The organism is Amycolatopsis sp. NPDC059235 (genome assembly GCF_042754125.1).
Taxonomy (GTDB): Bacteria; Actinomycetota; Actinomycetes; order Mycobacteriales; family Pseudonocardiaceae; genus Amycolatopsis; species Amycolatopsis albidoflava.
The window spans coordinates 1-13,878 of sequence record NZ_JBHZAG010000016.1; the positions used below are offsets into that span (position 1 = coordinate 1).

Consider the following 13,878-nt stretch of genomic DNA (forward strand, 5'->3'; position numbering starts at 1 on the left):
TTCGGGGGCCTCCTTCTTTTTTTTATACTCTACTGTTTTTTGGCGGTGTTTGGGGGGGGGCCGGGCGGGGGGGGCCTTCGGCCTGTCACGCCGGGCAGCCCCCAAACGTCGGCGCGATCCCGCGTTGTGGTCCCGATCCGCCTTGAGGGTTTTTGTGAGGTGGTTGATTTTTCGCCACCGCCACCGCCAGCACGCTCCGCGTGCGAGACCGCCATCGCCATCGCCATCGCCACTGACTGCGATCTGCGGCGTGGGGATGATCTGCGCGGGCGCGGTCCAGAGGTCTGTGGGGGTGGCGCGGGGGAAGGGTGCGGCGTTCGTGGGTGTGGCATTCGCTGTCGCGGAGTTGTCACTGGGGCCAGTTTTTTGGGGCGTGTGTCCGGACTGTTGGGACGGGTGTCCTGAAGTCCGTCGTGAAATCTGGGCGGGTTTTTCTCCTGGTGAGCCTTGGCGGGGCGGTGCCACGTAGGCTGGACGGGTGCTCGCAGTCGTTCCGCCTCCAGTCACCGTCCGGGTCCCGGCCAAGGTCAACCTGCACCTGGCCGTGGGGGACCTGCGGGCGGACGGGTTTCACGAGCTGGTCACTGTCTTCCAGGCGCTTTCGCTCACCGACGAGGTGACCGTCGCGGCCGCCGACGAGCCTGGGCTTGAGGTGTACGGCGAGGGGGAGCGCACGGTGCCCACCGACGGCACCAACCTCGCCTGGCGCGCGGCGTGCGAGCTGGCCTCCTACTCCGGACGGCCGGACGCGGATGCGCCGAAGGTGCGAATCGTGCTGCGCAAGGGCATTCCGGTCGCCGGCGGCATGGCGGGCGGGAGCGCGGACGCGGCGGCGGCGCTGGTCGGGCTCTCGTCGCTGTGGAAGCTCGACATCACCCGCGACGAGCTGGCCACCATCGCCGGGAGCCTGGGCAGCGACGTGCCCTTCGCGCTCTACGGCGGCACTGCGCTCGGCACCGGCCGCGGCGAGCAGCTCGTGCCGGTGCTCGCGCGGCACACGTTCCACTGGGTGCTCGCCTTCGACGAGGAAGGCCTGTCCACCCCCAAGGTGTTCGGCGAGCTCGACCGGCTGCGTGCCGACGGGAAGCCGCCGCGGATCGGGTCGCACACTCCGGTCGTGGAGGCGCTCGCGTCGGGGGATCCTCGCCAGCTCGCCCTGCTGCTCGGCAATGACTTGCAGGCGGCCGCGGTGTCGCTGCGGCCCGGTTTGCGCCGCACGCTGCGCGCCGGAGTGAACGCGGGCGCGCTGGCCGGATGCGTGTCCGGCTCCGGGCCGACCTGTGCCTTCCTGTGCTCCGACGCGGAAACCGCGGTCGAGGTGGCCGCGGAGCTGTCCGGCGCGGGAGTGTGCCGGACGGTCCGGGTCGCGCATGGCCCGGTGCCCGGTGCGCGGGTGGTCGGCGGCGACGACGCGCCGCGCAACGCGCCGCCGCGCGTGCACGCCTGAAACCCAGCTTGAATCAACAGTCCACAGTGGAAAGGATCCGGATGGCCAACCTGGTCAACCTGGAATCGGTGAGCAAGTCCTACGGCGTGAAGCCGTTGCTGGACAACGTTTCCCTCGGCGTCGCCGAGGGGCAGCGCATCGGCGTCGTCGGGCTCAACGGCGGCGGCAAGACGACGCTGCTCGAAGTCCTTTCCGGACTGAGCGAGCCGGATTCCGGCCGGGTGAGCCAGGTGCGCGACCTGCGGATGGCCGTCGTCACCCAGCGCACGGAACTGCCGGCGGGCAGCACGGTCGGCGATGTGGTGCTGCAGCGCTACGGAGCCGAGCACGAATGGGCTGCCGACGCGCGTGTCCGGTCCATTGTGGACGGACTGGGCATCACCGCGATCGGTCTCGACACCCCGACCGCGAACCTGTCCGGCGGCGAACGCCGTCGCGTAGCGCTGGCCGCCGCGCTGACCGGCGAGCTGGACCTGGTGGTGCTCGACGAGCCCACTAACCACCTCGACGTCGAAGGCGTGCGCTGGCTCGCCGATCACCTGCTGGGCCGCCGGATCGCGGTCGTGGTCGTGACGCACGACCGGTGGTTCCTCGACACCGTCGCGAGCCTCACCTGGGAGGTCGCGAACGGCCGGGTCGAGCAGTACGAAGGCGGTTACGCCGACTGGATTTTCGCGCGCGCCGAACGCGCCCGCCTCGCCGCGACCGCGGAGGAGAAGCGGCAGAACCTGGCACGCAAGGAATTGGCGTGGCTGCGGCGTGGCCCGCAGGCGCGTTCGTCGAAGCCGCGCTACCGCGTCGAGGCCGCCGAAGCGTTGATCGCGGATGTGCCGCCGCTGCGCGATTCCGTGGAGCTGATGGCGTTCGCGAAGCGCCGGCTAGGCAAGACCGTGCTGGAGCTGGAAGACGCATCGCTGCGGGTCGGCGACCGGACGCTGCTCGACCACGTCACGTGGCGGATCGGCCCCGGTGACCGGATCGGTCTCGTCGGCGTGAACGGCTCCGGCAAGACCACACTGCTGAAACTGCTGGGCGGCGACGTCGAATCGCCGACCGGACGGCGCGTGCAGGGCAAGACGGTCGCGCTCGCGCACCTGCGCCAGGAACTCGACGATCTGCCCGCGGATCTCCGGGTGCTGCAAGCGATCGAGCAGATCTCGGGCCGCGTCGTGTTCGGCAAGCAGGAGATGACCGCGTCGCAGCTCGGCGAGAAGCTCGGCTTCCCGGCCGCCCGCCAGTGGACGCCGGTCGGCGACCTCTCCGGCGGCGAACGCCGCCGGCTGCAGCTGTGCCGGTTGCTGATGGCCGAGCCGAACGTGCTGCTGCTGGACGAGCCGACGAACGACCTGGACATCGACACCCTGCAGCAGCTCGAAGACCTGCTCGACGGCTGGCCGGGCACGATGGTGGTGGTCTCGCACGACCGGTACCTGGTCGAGCGGGTCTGCGACGCCACGTACGCGCTCCTCGGCGACGGCAAGGTCACGCACCTGCCGGGCGGCATCGAGGAATACCTGCAGCGCCGCGCCCGCGCGAAGGAAGCCGCGCCGCGTCGCGAAGCACCGGCCGCGGAGAAGACCGAGGCCAAGCGCAGCGCGGCGGAAACCCGTGCGGCGCAAAAGGAATTGGGCCGGTTGGAGCGGAAGCTGGACCAGCTCGCGAAGCGGGAAGAGAAACTGCACGCCGCACTGGCGGAGGCGGCCACCGACCCGGAGAAGCTGATCGAGCTGAACACCGACCTGAAGGCCGTCCTGGCGGAGAAGGACGACGTCGAGGCGCGGTGGCTGGAGACGTCCGAACTCGCCGAGTGACAATCGGCGGATGGACGACGACGTTCCGCGGCTGTCGATGCTGCGCGCCGACACCACGTCGGTGCTGCGGCTGATCGCGCATTTCGACGCGCTGACCGGCCTCGCGCCCGACGCGGTGGTCCGGTCGGCGGCGCTCGTCGCGGGCTGTCCGGTCGGTGCTGCTATCGACGGGGAATCCGTCTGGTTCGACGGCGCGGGCTCGCCGGTTTCCGGGCCACCACTGGACGACGTCCGGATCGACCGCTCAGCGCCACATCCGCTCGACGTCGTCCTGCTCGACCAGCTCCGCCGAGCCCTGCGCGCCACCAGGTCCAGTTCACCGCTCCGGCTCGGCGAACCCGGCCTGCTGGAGATCGCCGTGTCGTCCCGAGAACAACGCCGGGATCGCTTGCGCGCCCTGCACTTGCTCGGCTACGACCTCGACCAGCCGGTCACCGCGCTCGTCCTCGCCGGTGCCCCGGAAGACGGCCTCGACGCGCTTGCCCGCGCCGGAGCCGGTCGGCTGCACCATCACCGGCTGGGCCGCCTGACTCTCGCACTGACCCAAGGCGGCCCGGCACCTCGGGAATTGGCCGGACACCTGCACGACGACCTCGCCGCCCGCCATCCCGCCTCGACCGGGCTGGACCGAGCCGTGGACATCTGGATCGGCATCGGCGAGCCAGCCGCGGCAGCGGACGCACCCGTGTCGTGGCACCAAGCCCGCACTGCGCTGCGGTTCGCCTCGTCCACTGTGTTCGGTCGCCGAGCCGTTCCGTACGGACCGCTCGGAGTCCTTGTCCTGCTTGCTGAACTGCCGCCGTCCCAGCTCGCCGCGACCCCAGGCGTCGCGGCGCTGGAAACCCACGCCCGCACGCCCGGCGGCGCACTCGACGTCGAAGCGCTGGAGTCGTACTGCGTTTTCGGCGCGCTCCGGCGGACGGCGACCGAGCTGAACCTGCACCACAGCACCGTCGCCGCGCGCCTGGACCGGATCGAAGCGGCGACCGGCTGGCGGCTCGAAGACGCGATGGACCGGTTCCAGGCGACGTTCGCGCTGCTCGCCCGGCGGTTGGTGACGTCGGATCGCACGCTGGGCGACGTCGGGTAGGCGACGCCCGTCGCGCGGACCGGCCGGATCCGGCGACGCGCGTCGGCTGACCCGCCGGGGCTCGCCAGCGACGATCGAGCACGCGCAACGACGCGCGTTTCCCGGAGGGACGCCCATGATCGACCCCACCCGCACCTGGCAGATGCTCGAACAGCGGCTCGAAACGACCACGAAACCCCGGCACCGGCAGGTGCTCGGCATCGTCCTGGAGCACATGAAGGCCGAGGCCGAGCCGGATCTCGACCGCCTGATGGCGACCGTCAGCAAGGACGCCGCGTATCACTTCTGGGGCGCGAGCGGCGACAACGGACCGAAGGGCCACGACGGCGTCCGCGAGTACTACGCGGCTTTCGTGGCGAGCAAGGCGAACCACCTCGAATACCGGATGGACCGCCTCATTGTTGACGATCATGCTCTGGTCACCGAGGGCGATCTGCACATGCTCCTACCAGGCGCGACCGCGCGGCAGATGGGTTTCCCGGCGGACGACGCCGACGGGGACTACCTGTACGTCAGCAGGCAGCTGATCGTGTGGCCGGTCGACGAGGACGGCCTGATCACCGCGGAAGATTCCTACACGTCCGGCCCGCTGGAGTTCCGGAAACTGACCCGCGAGGAGCTGCCGCTGGCGTATCTGGACCGGGTGCGTCCGCAACCCGCCTGACTTCGGACATCCGCTGTTCACGCCGCCGCGGGCGGGCCGCGAAAAACCGGACAGTAATCTGACGCACATGAGTCGGTTTGTGGACACACTCGTCGGGACTGCGGCGGACCGGGGGCAACGGCGCGGCATGGTGACCGGCGAGCCCAAGGAGCCGGTGCGCCGGACCTGGGCTCAGGTGCACGACGAAGCGCGCCGGATCGCGGGCGGGCTGGTCAGCGGCGGATTGAAGCCGGGAAGCGCGGTGGCGGTGCTGGCCGCCGCGCCGGTGCTCATCGCGCCGACTGTGCAGGCGGTGTGGCTCACCGGCGGCAGCGTGACGATGCTGCACCAGCCGACGCCGCGCACCGACCTCGCCGAATGGGCCGAGGACACGGTGAAGGTGCTCGAGATGATCGGGGCCGAGCTGGTCGTGCTGGGCGAACCGTTCGACCAGCTCGCTCCGGTGCTCGAGGGCAAGGGCATCAGCTACCGGCTGATCTCCGAACTGGCCGCCGCCGAACCGCTGGCCGAGATCGTGGACACCGACGAGGGCGACACCGCGCTGCTGCAGCTGACCAGCGGATCCACCGCGGAGCCGAAGGCCGTCCGGATCACCTACGGCAACCTGTACACCAACGTCAAGGCGATGGTCGACCGCGCGGAGTTCGAGTTCGACACCGACGTGATGGTGTCGTGGCTGCCGACCTTCCACGACATGGGCATGGTCGGCTTCCTGACCGTGCCGATGACCTTCGGCGTGGAACTGGTCAAGATCACCCCGGTCGAATTCCTGACCGGCCCGCTGATCTGGCCGCAGCTGATCAGCAAATACGGCGGCACCACGACGGCCGCGCCGAACTTCGCGTACGCCATCGTCGGCAAGCGCATGGCCCGGGTCGAGGACGACAACGCCTACGACCTGTCGAAACTGCGCATCGCCCTCAACGGCGCGGAGCCGATCGACGAAACGGCCGTGCAGACCTTTGTGGACGCCGGAAAGCGCTTCAACATGCCGCCCGAGTGCGTGTTCCCCGCCTACGGCATGGCGGAGGCGACGCTGGCAGTCTCGTTCGCGCCGCTGTTCACCGGCCTCACCCTGGACGTCGTCGAGGCGGACGCCCTGGAAGCCGACAACCGCGCGGTGCCGGTCCCCGAGGGCGACCCCCGCCGCGGCACGGACGAGGTCCGCTCGTTCGCCCTGCTGGGTCGCCCTCTGGACGGCCTTGAAGCAGACATCGTGGACGAATCCGGTGCGGTGCTGGGCGAACGGCAGGTCGGCGAGATCCGCCTGCGCGGCGAGGCCGTGACCCCCGGCTACCTGACCGTCAACGGCCCGCTGAACACCCAGGACCCGGACGGCTGGATGAAGACCGGCGACCTGGGCTACCTGGCAGGCGGCCAGATCGTGATCTGCGGCCGCCGCAAGGACGTCATCATCATGGGCGGCCGCAACCTGTACCCGACGGACATCGAACGCGCCGCCGGCTCGGTGGACGGCGTCCGGGCGGGCAACGCGGTCGCGGTCCGCCTGGACGCGGGCAGCCGCCGCGAACGCTTCGCCGTGGTCGTGGAATCCAAACTGGCCGGCGACGCGGCCGAGGAAACCCGCCTGTTCAAGGAAATCGCGGCAAGGGTCCGGGACGCGGTCGACATGCGTCCGTTCGCCGTGGTGGTGCTTCCTGCGGGGAGCTTGCCCAAGACCCCTTCCGGCAAGGTGAAGCGGGCGGCTACCGCGGTGCAGTACGCGGAAAAGATCGCTAAAAACGCGGACAGTTGATTTTGCCGAGCCGGAACACGACGAAGGCCGCTGCGAGGGATCGCAGCGGCCTTCGCGTCTAGGTCTTATCGGCCGGGCAGCCGTTCGGCCGGCGCCTCGGTGACTACGGGCCAGGAGGCGCGCCCCGCGGTGGCCTCGCTGTGGTCCCGGCTTCCCGGGATCGTCGGGGCCCGTCGTCCGGACAGTTCGGCCAGCTGCGTCTCCGCCTCGTCGAGGAACTGGTCGACCTCGCGCTCGTCATACCCGCGCTTGCCGATCAACGGCTTGGAGAACAGCACGTGGTGGACCTCGGCCGCGGTCAGATCGTCCTCGTCGGCGATCGTCTTGGCGATCCGCCGCACGAAGTCGTCGACCTCCTGCTTGGCGTAGCCGCGACGGCCGATCGGGGCGTTACCGAAAGCGACCTCAGCGAGATCCTCGGCGGTAAACGACATGGATCATTCTCCGATTCAGGGGTCGGGGTGATGCGTTCTCCTGAACCCGTCCTAACCGGTCCCGGCCACCCCGGGAAGCCCGCACCCGCCCGGACGACTCGATCAGGGGCACAGAAGCCGCCCATCGAGTGAGAATTCGATCACGCACGGCCACAGCCGCTCACCCACACGCACAACGGCACGCAGCGGGCCTTAATGCCGCATTCGGGTGGAACCAGACAAAGCGCTTCAGGCGGCGTGGAACGCGTTCTGCGCCGCGGCCAGCCCCCGCGAAATCAACGCCTCGGTCGCGTCCGCACACCGGTCGATCTCGAACGGGAGCTCCTTGCGCTCGACCGTCGAGAAATCCTTCAGCACGAAATCCGCCGGATCCTGCCTGCCCGGCGGACGCCCGATGCCGAAGCGCACGCGGTAGTAGTCGCGCGTGCCGAGCGATTTGGTGATGGACCGCAGTCCGTTGTGGCCGTTGTCGCCGCCGCCGAGCTTGAGCTTCAGCGCGCCGAAATCGACGTCCAGCTCGTCGTGCACCACCACGACGCCGGACGGCGGGACCTTGAAGAACCGGGCCGCGCCGACCACCGGCCCGCCGGAGAGGTTCATGAACGACCGCGGCTTCACCAGCACGACGCGGGAGCCGGCCAGCCTGCCTTCGAGCACCTCGGCCCCGCTGCGGTGCGCCTTGAACTTCCCGCCGATCCGGCCGGCCAGTTCGTCGAGCACCATGAACCCGACGTTGTGCCGGTTCCCGGCGTACTGCGGCCCGGGATTGCCAAGGCCGGCGAGCAGAATCTGCTCGCCGGCCCCTGGCACGTCTTCACTCACGAAAGAGAGCTTATTCGGCGGCTTCGGTGGAAGCTTCCTCGGCTTCGGCGTCCTCGTCAGCGGAGCCGCGCGGGGCCTCGTTGACGGCGACGACGAGCGCCTCGGGGTCGGTGACCAGCTCGGCGCCCGCGGGCAGGGTGACCTGGCCGGCGGTGATCTGGGTGCCGGCCTCGATGCCCTCGACGGAGACCTCGAACTGCTCGGGGATGTGCAGCGCCTCGACCTCGACCTGCAGCGTGTCGAGGTCCTGGGCGACCAGGGTGCCCGGGCCCGCGGTGCCGGTGACGACGACCGGGACGTCGACGGTGACCTTCTCGCCGCGCTTGACGACCAGCAGGTCGACGTGCTCGATGTAGTTCTTGAGCGGGTGGACCACGATGGTCTTGGTCAGCGCCAGCTCGCTCTCGCCCTGCAGGTCGAGCGTGATGACGGCGTTGGTGCCGTTCTCGCGGACGACGCGGGCGAACTCGATGGCCGGCAGCGCGAAGTGCCGCGGGTCCGAGCCGTGCCCGTAGAGCACCGCGGGGATTTTGCCGGCGCGACGGGTGCGGCGGGCGGCACCCTTTCCGAACTCGGTGCGCGGTTCGACGGAAAGACGTACCTCGGACACGGTGTAGCACTCCTTCAATCACACGACGTGCGGCAGGGGGCGGCGGGGATCGTCGATCTCTGCTCGGGGGCGGTTGTGCACGGCGGCGAGATTGCGGGCGCGAAATGACCACGGGGCTTCTCGAGCCGCCGCGTCGATCACGCCGGGCACCTACAGGCGCACCCGCCTCGCCGAGACAACCCGAGAAGTGTAAACCAGCCGGCCCGCCCTGGCGCGCACCGGGTCGGCCCAGGCTCCCCCTCGCGGGTGGGTGACGACACAATTCCCGTGCCGCCCGTCGATCTCATGGGGGTGGCATGATTCCCGCGAAAGAGGGGCGGCCGACATGCGGGCTAGATGGACTGCGACAGCGCTGGTGCTGCTGGGTGGGCTTCTCGCGGGCTGCCAGGTCGCGGTGACCGGCACGGCGGGACTGTCCGATGCTGACCGGCAGCTGGCCGAGCAGCGCGCACAGCAGCAGACGGCGGTCGACGCCGCGCTGCAGACGCTGGAGCAGGCGCCGGCGCTGCAATACGACGCGACGTTGAAGGACGGCGCCGGCAACCCGGCGACGCTGACGTACCGCGTCGCGCGCGACGGCAACGGCTTCGGCGCGCTGCCGCTGGAAGGCAAGTCGGTGCGGATCACCGAACCGGACGGGCAGCTGTACCTGGCAGCGGACGCGGACTACTGGAAGTCGCACGGGCTGGAGGAGAACAGCACCCAGTTCGGCGGCGGATGGGTGCACACCGTCGGGAGCGAACTGCCGGTCGACCCTGCCGCGCGGCTCGCCCCGCCGAAGCTCGCCGGCGAACTGCGCAAGGCGCTCGGCGGTCTCGGCTCCGGCGCTCCGCGGAAGCAGAAGCTCCAGGACGGAACCGAGGTGTACGACCTCGGCGGCGCGCTGCAGGTGACCACCGCCGAACCGCACCGGGTCGCCGGGTTCGCGCCCGCGCTGCTCGACCCGCGCGGCGGCCCGAAGCTGGGTGCGGCGTTCCGCGTGCGGCCGCTCAGTGCCGCGGAGATCAAGCAGTTCCACACCGATTTCAACGCGGCGGTCGACGCGATCGGGCAGCCGTTCGACGGTCTCGCGCAGGCGAGCGTCACGGTGCTCAACGACAAACTCGACTGCCAGGATTACGTCGGTTCCTGCAAGACCACAGTGGACGTTTCCAACAGCGTCGTCGGCAATCAGCCGGGTTCCAAGCCGAATGTGCACATCAAGCTCTCGGTGGAGATCAGCGCGGACTCGCTCGGCTCGCAAACCTGCGCCACGGAAGGCGACGCCGCCGCGGACGCGACCATCACGATGTCCTGCTCGGTCAAGTTCACCCTGCCCAACCGCACCGCGAGCTACCAGGTGCTGGCGAAGCCGACGGCGGTCGCCGAGGTGCGGTCGGCGGTCGACGCGAACGCGGTGAAGGCGAAACTGACCACCGCGTTCGCCGCGCTCGGCGGCTGACCTGCACGCTCACCTCGGGGTGCGTTTCTTCCGTTGAAGTAGCCGAAGACCGGTCCTTACCATCGGCTGCGACGAGACGGACTTTCTTTTCGAGGAGCGGCAAATGAGCAAGCTGGTGGTGTTCGGCGCAACGGGATTCGCCGGCGGCCGGATCACCGACGAGGCGCTGCGGCGCGGGCACTCCGTCATCGGGGTCGCGCGCAAGGCCGAGGGCTTGCCCTCTGGTGTGGAGGCGCGGTCGGGGTCGATGCACGACGCGGAATTCGTCGCTTCGGTGGCCAAGGGCGCGGATGTGCTCGTGATCGCGACGCCGGGCCGCGCGGACGACGATGGCCGCCGCCTGGTGGACGCTCTGCCGACGCTGGTGGAAGCGGCCCGCGCGAACGGCGCGCGGCTGGCGATCGTCGGCGGCGCCGGTTCGCTGCGGGTCAGCGAGGACGGGCCGCGCGTGATCGACACCCCGGAGTTCCCGGAGGAGTACAAGGCGGAGGCGGGCAGCCACGTCCTCGTCCTGGACGCGCTGCGCGAGCTTTCGGACGACATCGACTGGTTCTACGTCAGCCCGGCGGCCGAGTTCGGTTCCTGGATCCCCGGCGAGCGCACCGGCAAGTTCCGCCTCGGCGGCGACGTGCTGGTCAGCGACGCCGACGGCCGGTCGCACATCAGCGGTGCGGACCTGGCGATCGCGTTCCTGGACGAGATCGAAGAGCCGAAGCACTCGCGCTCGCGGTTCACCCTGGCGTACTGAGCGCGCTCAACCCGGTGGTGCCGCTTTGTTGGCACCACCGGGTTTTTTGTTGTTTGTCAGCCGGGAGATCCGGCGGTGCACAGGAATTTCTCGGCGTGCGCGGGGTCGAGCGCGTTCGTGACCAGGTTCCAGACGTTGAGGTCGTAGGCCTCGCCGATGTGCCCGACGGGGTCGAACGGGCAGGTGTCCTGGACGTATTCGTTCGTGACGCCCGGCTCGCGCACGAACGACGTTTCGGTGGGCGTGACGAGTTCGTCGAACCGCGAGGTCAGCACTGTGTAGCGCACGCCGGGCTGCGCGATGGGACCGTTCGTGAGCGTCTGGACCGCGCTGCCGTCGGTGATCAGGTTGTCGCAAGCCGGGCAGCCGAACGCGGTGAGCGCCTTGCCGACCTCGTCGCGCACTCCCAGCAGATACGCCAGCTTCGTCAGCCCGGCGAACGTGGTGCCGTGGGTGGGCGGCGCGATCGACACCACGGAGCCGATCCGGTCCGCGATGCCTTGCGTCTTCGTGACGTACAGGGACTGGAAGCCGCCCTCGGAGTGGCCGACCAGATCTACTTGCGCCGCACCGGTTTCCGCTAGAACTTCGCCGACGAACTGCTTGATTTCCGTTGCGGAGTCGGCGATCGGGCGAAGTCCGCCGACGAGCGGGAACTGCGGATAAGCGCCGTAAGTGCGGCTGAAGGTGCAATATCCCTTGGCAGCAACGTGATCCTGCAGGTAGTTCAAGTCCTCATAGGACGTCGCGCCGAGTCCGTGCAGGAACACCACCGGACGCGGATGCGCCGCGCTCGGCCGGCACGCGGGATCGTTGACGCCGCCTGCCGTAGCGGTGGTGGCGGCGGTGGCTGGGGCGGCGAACGCGGCGGTCAGCAATGCCGCGGCGGCCAGGACGATGCGCAACCTCATCGGAGCGGTCCTTCCCTGTCGTCCTTGACAGAGTCCTTGACACTGGATACCCGTGGGTATTGGATACCTGAAGGTATTGAGCGGGCTGAGCCAGTGTCAACCCCCGGATGAGGGAGAAGCCGATGACCGGCCGGACGCGGCCGACGCGGGCGGAGACCCGGCGGCGCATTCTGGACGCGGCCTTCGCCGTGTTCGGTGAACAGGGCATCGCCGCGACGAAACTGACCGAGGTGGCCGCGGCTGCCGGGCTGACAAAAGGCGCGGTCTACTCGAGTTTCGCGTCGAAAGACGAGCTTGTGCTGGCGTTGATGGAAGAGCACGCCGCGCACCGCCTCGAAGCGAGCCTGGCGAGTTTCGCCGAAGCGGACGACGGCGGCGCGGGGCTGGCGAACGTCGCTGCGGTGCTGATGTACGAAATGCGCGCCGACGCCGTGTGGCACCGGTTGCTGGCCGAGTTTTTCGCGATGGCGCACCACGACGACCGGCGGCGCGACGCATTGCGCCGACGCCGCCGGGAAGTTCGCGACACGATCGCGCGTGCGTTGAACCGGCTCGCCGAGGGGTTGGACCTCGAACTTCCGTTGCCTGCTGAGGAATTCGCCGTCGTGCTGCTCGCGCTGAGCAACGGTTTGGCCGTGGAAGCCGACATCGACGACGAAGCTGTGCCAGACGGTCTCCTCGCTAAGGTGCTCACGCTGATCGCTGGCGACGCCGTCGCAAAGGTGCAGGCGGCTAGCGACCTCGCAGCTCAGCCACCACCGGAGCAAAAGTCTCCATCATCGCCTCGAAAACGGTGAAGTAGGAGAAGCCGTACCGTTCGCGGTGCGCGATCAGCTGCTGCACCATTTCGTCCACCGTGCCGAAGAGCAGCTGCGGTGCGCGCAGCAGCTCGTCGACGTCCGCCGCGCTGCGTTCCTCAGTCTCGGCATGCCATTCCGCGGCGGCCTCGCGACGGTTGTCGGTGACCACGACGCGCTGGATCAGCATGTTGTAATCGATCTCGCGATCTCCGGCCAGGGAACGGAAATACGCGACCCGGTCGTCCATCGCGACGTCGTTGTCGAGCACGAACGTGCCCGGTGGACGTCCGCGATCCTGGCGGAGACCGGCGAACCCGGCGATGTCCGCCTGTTCCGCCGCGAGCTTGAGGACGCCATCGCTGTTGCCCGCGATCAGCAGCTTCGGCATGCCGCCTTCGTCCTCGACGCGCGTGCGCAGCTCGGCGAGACCTTCGGTGAGGTACGTGATCCGGTCGGCGGCTTTGCGCCACGGCAGCCCGGCGTCGTCGAACTCGTGCTTCATGTGGCCGGAGCCGAGTCCGAGTTCGAAACGGCCTTGGGTGAGTTTGTTGACGGTGGCGACATCGCGGGCGAAGAGCGCCAGGTTGTAGAAGGGCACATTGGACACGAGCGTGCCGACCCGCACCCGCTCGGTCACCGCAGCCGCGGCCGTGAGCGCGGGGAACGGAGACAACCGCCCCGGCCCGAGATGGTCGGGCACGGTCAGGTGGTCGTAGCCGAGTTCCTCGGCGCGCCGGCATTTTTCGGTCCACTCAGTGCCGTCGGCGGTGAGCCGCAGGCTGACGCCGAATTCGAATTTCCCCATGGCTGCGACGCTAGTCAGTCCCGGACGGGTGACGCATCGGTTTTCGCCGCCGGCGGAACCCGGTTTTTGTCGTACCCCGTCGCTAGCTTCGAGGGCATGGTGTTGTCGAGTGAAGAACGGGAACAGTTTCTGGCCGAACCGCACATCGGCGCGCTCGCTGTGGTGGAGCGCCCCGACCGAGCGCCGCTGACGGTGCCCATCTGGTACCAGTACACCCCCGGCGGCGAGCTGTGGGTGATCACGGAACCGAACTCGCGCAAGGCAAAGGCGATCGAGGCGGCCGGTCGGTTCAGCCTGATGGTGCAGCGAGTGGAGCCGACGGTGCGGTACGTGTCGGTGGAGGGCCCGGTGGTGCGGACGCGGCCGGGCAGTTACGAGCTGACGTGGGAGATGGCTTCGCGGTACCTGCCTGCCGACAAGGTGGCCGGGTATGTGGAGTACGAGCGGACGCAACTGGGTGAGCACATGGCGATCCATATGCGGCCGGAGAGGTGGTTGTCGGCGGATATGGGCGCGGTGTGACGGTGCGACGGTGTGAT

At 69.2% G+C, this 13,878-nt stretch carries 14 protein-coding genes; 9 read left to right on the forward strand and 5 right to left on the reverse strand.

Annotated features, from left to right (window positions below; genetic code table 11):
- The first annotated feature begins 478 nt into the window (after window positions 1-478).
- The 5 genes from ACFXI3_RS13715 to ACFXI3_RS13735 all read left to right on the forward strand — a co-directional run bounded on the left by ACFXI3_RS13715 (window position 479) and on the right by ACFXI3_RS13735 (window position 6,768).
- Window positions 479-1,447: a 4-(cytidine 5'-diphospho)-2-C-methyl-D-erythritol kinase gene (locus ACFXI3_RS13715; protein ID WP_344280334.1), complete on the forward strand. Its 969-nt coding sequence runs from the start codon at window positions 479-481 to the stop codon at window positions 1,445-1,447.
- A 41-nt stretch (window positions 1,448-1,488) separates the two neighbouring features.
- Entirely contained in the window at window positions 1,489-3,258 is a 1,770-nt protein-coding gene (locus ACFXI3_RS13720; RefSeq protein WP_378399743.1) for an ABC-F family ATP-binding cassette domain-containing protein, read from the forward strand.
- A 10-nt stretch (window positions 3,259-3,268) separates the two neighbouring features.
- The gene (locus ACFXI3_RS13725; RefSeq protein ID WP_378399744.1) at window positions 3,269-4,348 is read left to right on the forward strand and encodes a PucR family transcriptional regulator; all 1,080 of its coding nucleotides are present in this window, start codon (window positions 3,269-3,271) and stop codon (window positions 4,346-4,348) included.
- Between the two features lie 115 nt (window positions 4,349-4,463).
- Window positions 4,464-5,012: a nuclear transport factor 2 family protein gene (locus ACFXI3_RS13730; protein ID WP_378399745.1), complete on the forward strand. Its 549-nt coding sequence runs from the start codon at window positions 4,464-4,466 to the stop codon at window positions 5,010-5,012.
- A 67-nt stretch (window positions 5,013-5,079) separates the two neighbouring features.
- Window positions 5,080-6,768, forward strand: a complete 1,689-nt coding sequence (locus ACFXI3_RS13735; protein WP_378399746.1) for a fatty acyl-AMP ligase — start codon at window positions 5,080-5,082, stop codon at window positions 6,766-6,768.
- Window positions 6,769-6,833: 65 nt separating this feature from the next.
- On the opposite strand, the gene ACFXI3_RS13740 is transcribed toward ACFXI3_RS13735, so the two are convergent.
- From ACFXI3_RS13740 to ACFXI3_RS13750, 3 genes are all read right to left on the reverse strand, one after another.
- Window positions 6,834-7,202, reverse strand: a complete 369-nt coding sequence (locus tag ACFXI3_RS13740; RefSeq protein ID WP_378399747.1) for a DivIVA domain-containing protein — start codon at window positions 7,200-7,202, stop codon at window positions 6,834-6,836.
- Window positions 7,203-7,430: 228 nt separating this feature from the next.
- Entirely contained in the window at window positions 7,431-8,024 is a 594-nt protein-coding gene (pth, locus tag ACFXI3_RS13745) for an aminoacyl-tRNA hydrolase (RefSeq protein ID WP_378399748.1), read from the reverse strand.
- A gap of 10 nt (window positions 8,025-8,034) precedes the next feature.
- Entirely contained in the window at window positions 8,035-8,634 is a 600-nt protein-coding gene (locus ACFXI3_RS13750) for a 50S ribosomal protein L25/general stress protein Ctc (RefSeq protein ID WP_344280314.1), read from the reverse strand.
- A 325-nt stretch (window positions 8,635-8,959) separates the two neighbouring features.
- On the opposite strand from ACFXI3_RS13750, the gene ACFXI3_RS13755 reads away from it, so the two are divergent.
- Both ACFXI3_RS13755 and ACFXI3_RS13760 read left to right on the forward strand, forming a co-directional pair.
- Window positions 8,960-10,075: a hypothetical protein gene (locus ACFXI3_RS13755; RefSeq protein WP_378399749.1), complete on the forward strand. Its 1,116-nt coding sequence runs from the start codon at window positions 8,960-8,962 to the stop codon at window positions 10,073-10,075.
- A gap of 103 nt (window positions 10,076-10,178) precedes the next feature.
- On the forward strand, window positions 10,179-10,823 hold the full coding sequence (locus ACFXI3_RS13760) for an NAD(P)-dependent oxidoreductase (protein ID WP_378399750.1): 645 nt from the start codon (window positions 10,179-10,181) through the stop codon (window positions 10,821-10,823).
- Window positions 10,824-10,879: 56 nt separating this feature from the next.
- Here the strand turns inward: ACFXI3_RS13760 and ACFXI3_RS13765 are convergent, their stop codons facing one another.
- Window positions 10,880-11,734 (reverse strand): esterase/lipase family protein, encoded by an 855-nt coding sequence (locus ACFXI3_RS13765; protein ID WP_378399751.1) that lies wholly within the window; start codon window positions 11,732-11,734, stop codon window positions 10,880-10,882.
- Between the two features lie 122 nt (window positions 11,735-11,856).
- On the opposite strand from ACFXI3_RS13765, the gene ACFXI3_RS13770 reads away from it, so the two are divergent.
- Window positions 11,857-12,531, forward strand: coding sequence for a TetR/AcrR family transcriptional regulator (locus tag ACFXI3_RS13770; protein ID WP_378399752.1), 675 nt, complete (start codon window positions 11,857-11,859; stop codon window positions 12,529-12,531).
- On the opposite strand, the gene ACFXI3_RS13775 is transcribed toward ACFXI3_RS13770, so the two are convergent.
- Window positions 12,467-13,339 carry a TIGR03621 family F420-dependent LLM class oxidoreductase gene (locus ACFXI3_RS13775; RefSeq protein WP_378399753.1) on the reverse strand — a complete coding sequence of 291 codons (873 nt, stop codon included), beginning with the start codon at window positions 13,337-13,339 and terminating at the stop codon, window positions 12,467-12,469. The two genes, ACFXI3_RS13770 and ACFXI3_RS13775, sit on opposite strands and share 65 nt — an antisense overlap.
- A 96-nt stretch (window positions 13,340-13,435) precedes the next feature.
- On the opposite strand from ACFXI3_RS13775, the gene ACFXI3_RS13780 reads away from it, so the two are divergent.
- Window positions 13,436-13,861, forward strand: a complete 426-nt coding sequence (locus tag ACFXI3_RS13780; protein WP_378399754.1) for a pyridoxamine 5'-phosphate oxidase family protein — start codon at window positions 13,436-13,438, stop codon at window positions 13,859-13,861.
- Window positions 13,862-13,878: the final 17 nt, after the last annotated feature.

Bases quoted from the DNA above. Each gene is read 5' to 3' on its own strand.
- ACFXI3_RS13720 (WP_378399743.1), top strand. From the start codon at position 1,489: ATGGCCAACCTGGTCAACCTGGAATCGGTGAGCAAGTCCTACGGCGTG.
- ACFXI3_RS13725 (WP_378399744.1), top strand. From the start codon at position 3,269: ATGGACGACGACGTTCCGCGGCTGTCGATGCTGCGCGCCGACACCACG.
- ACFXI3_RS13730 (WP_378399745.1), top strand. From the start codon at position 4,464: ATGATCGACCCCACCCGCACCTGGCAGATGCTCGAACAGCGGCTCGAA.
- ACFXI3_RS13735 (WP_378399746.1), top strand. From the start codon at position 5,080: ATGAGTCGGTTTGTGGACACACTCGTCGGGACTGCGGCGGACCGGGGG.
- ACFXI3_RS13740 (WP_378399747.1), bottom strand. From the start codon at position 7,202: ATGTCGTTTACCGCCGAGGATCTCGCTGAGGTCGCTTTCGGTAACGCC.
- ACFXI3_RS13755 (WP_378399749.1), top strand. From the start codon at position 8,960: ATGCGGGCTAGATGGACTGCGACAGCGCTGGTGCTGCTGGGTGGGCTT.
- ACFXI3_RS13760 (WP_378399750.1), top strand. From the start codon at position 10,179: ATGAGCAAGCTGGTGGTGTTCGGCGCAACGGGATTCGCCGGCGGCCGG.
- ACFXI3_RS13765 (WP_378399751.1), bottom strand. From the start codon at position 11,734: ATGAGGTTGCGCATCGTCCTGGCCGCCGCGGCATTGCTGACCGCCGCG.
- ACFXI3_RS13770 (WP_378399752.1), top strand. From the start codon at position 11,857: ATGACCGGCCGGACGCGGCCGACGCGGGCGGAGACCCGGCGGCGCATT.
- ACFXI3_RS13775 (WP_378399753.1), bottom strand. From the start codon at position 13,339: ATGGGGAAATTCGAATTCGGCGTCAGCCTGCGGCTCACCGCCGACGGC.
- ACFXI3_RS13780 (WP_378399754.1), top strand. From the start codon at position 13,436: ATGGTGTTGTCGAGTGAAGAACGGGAACAGTTTCTGGCCGAACCGCAC.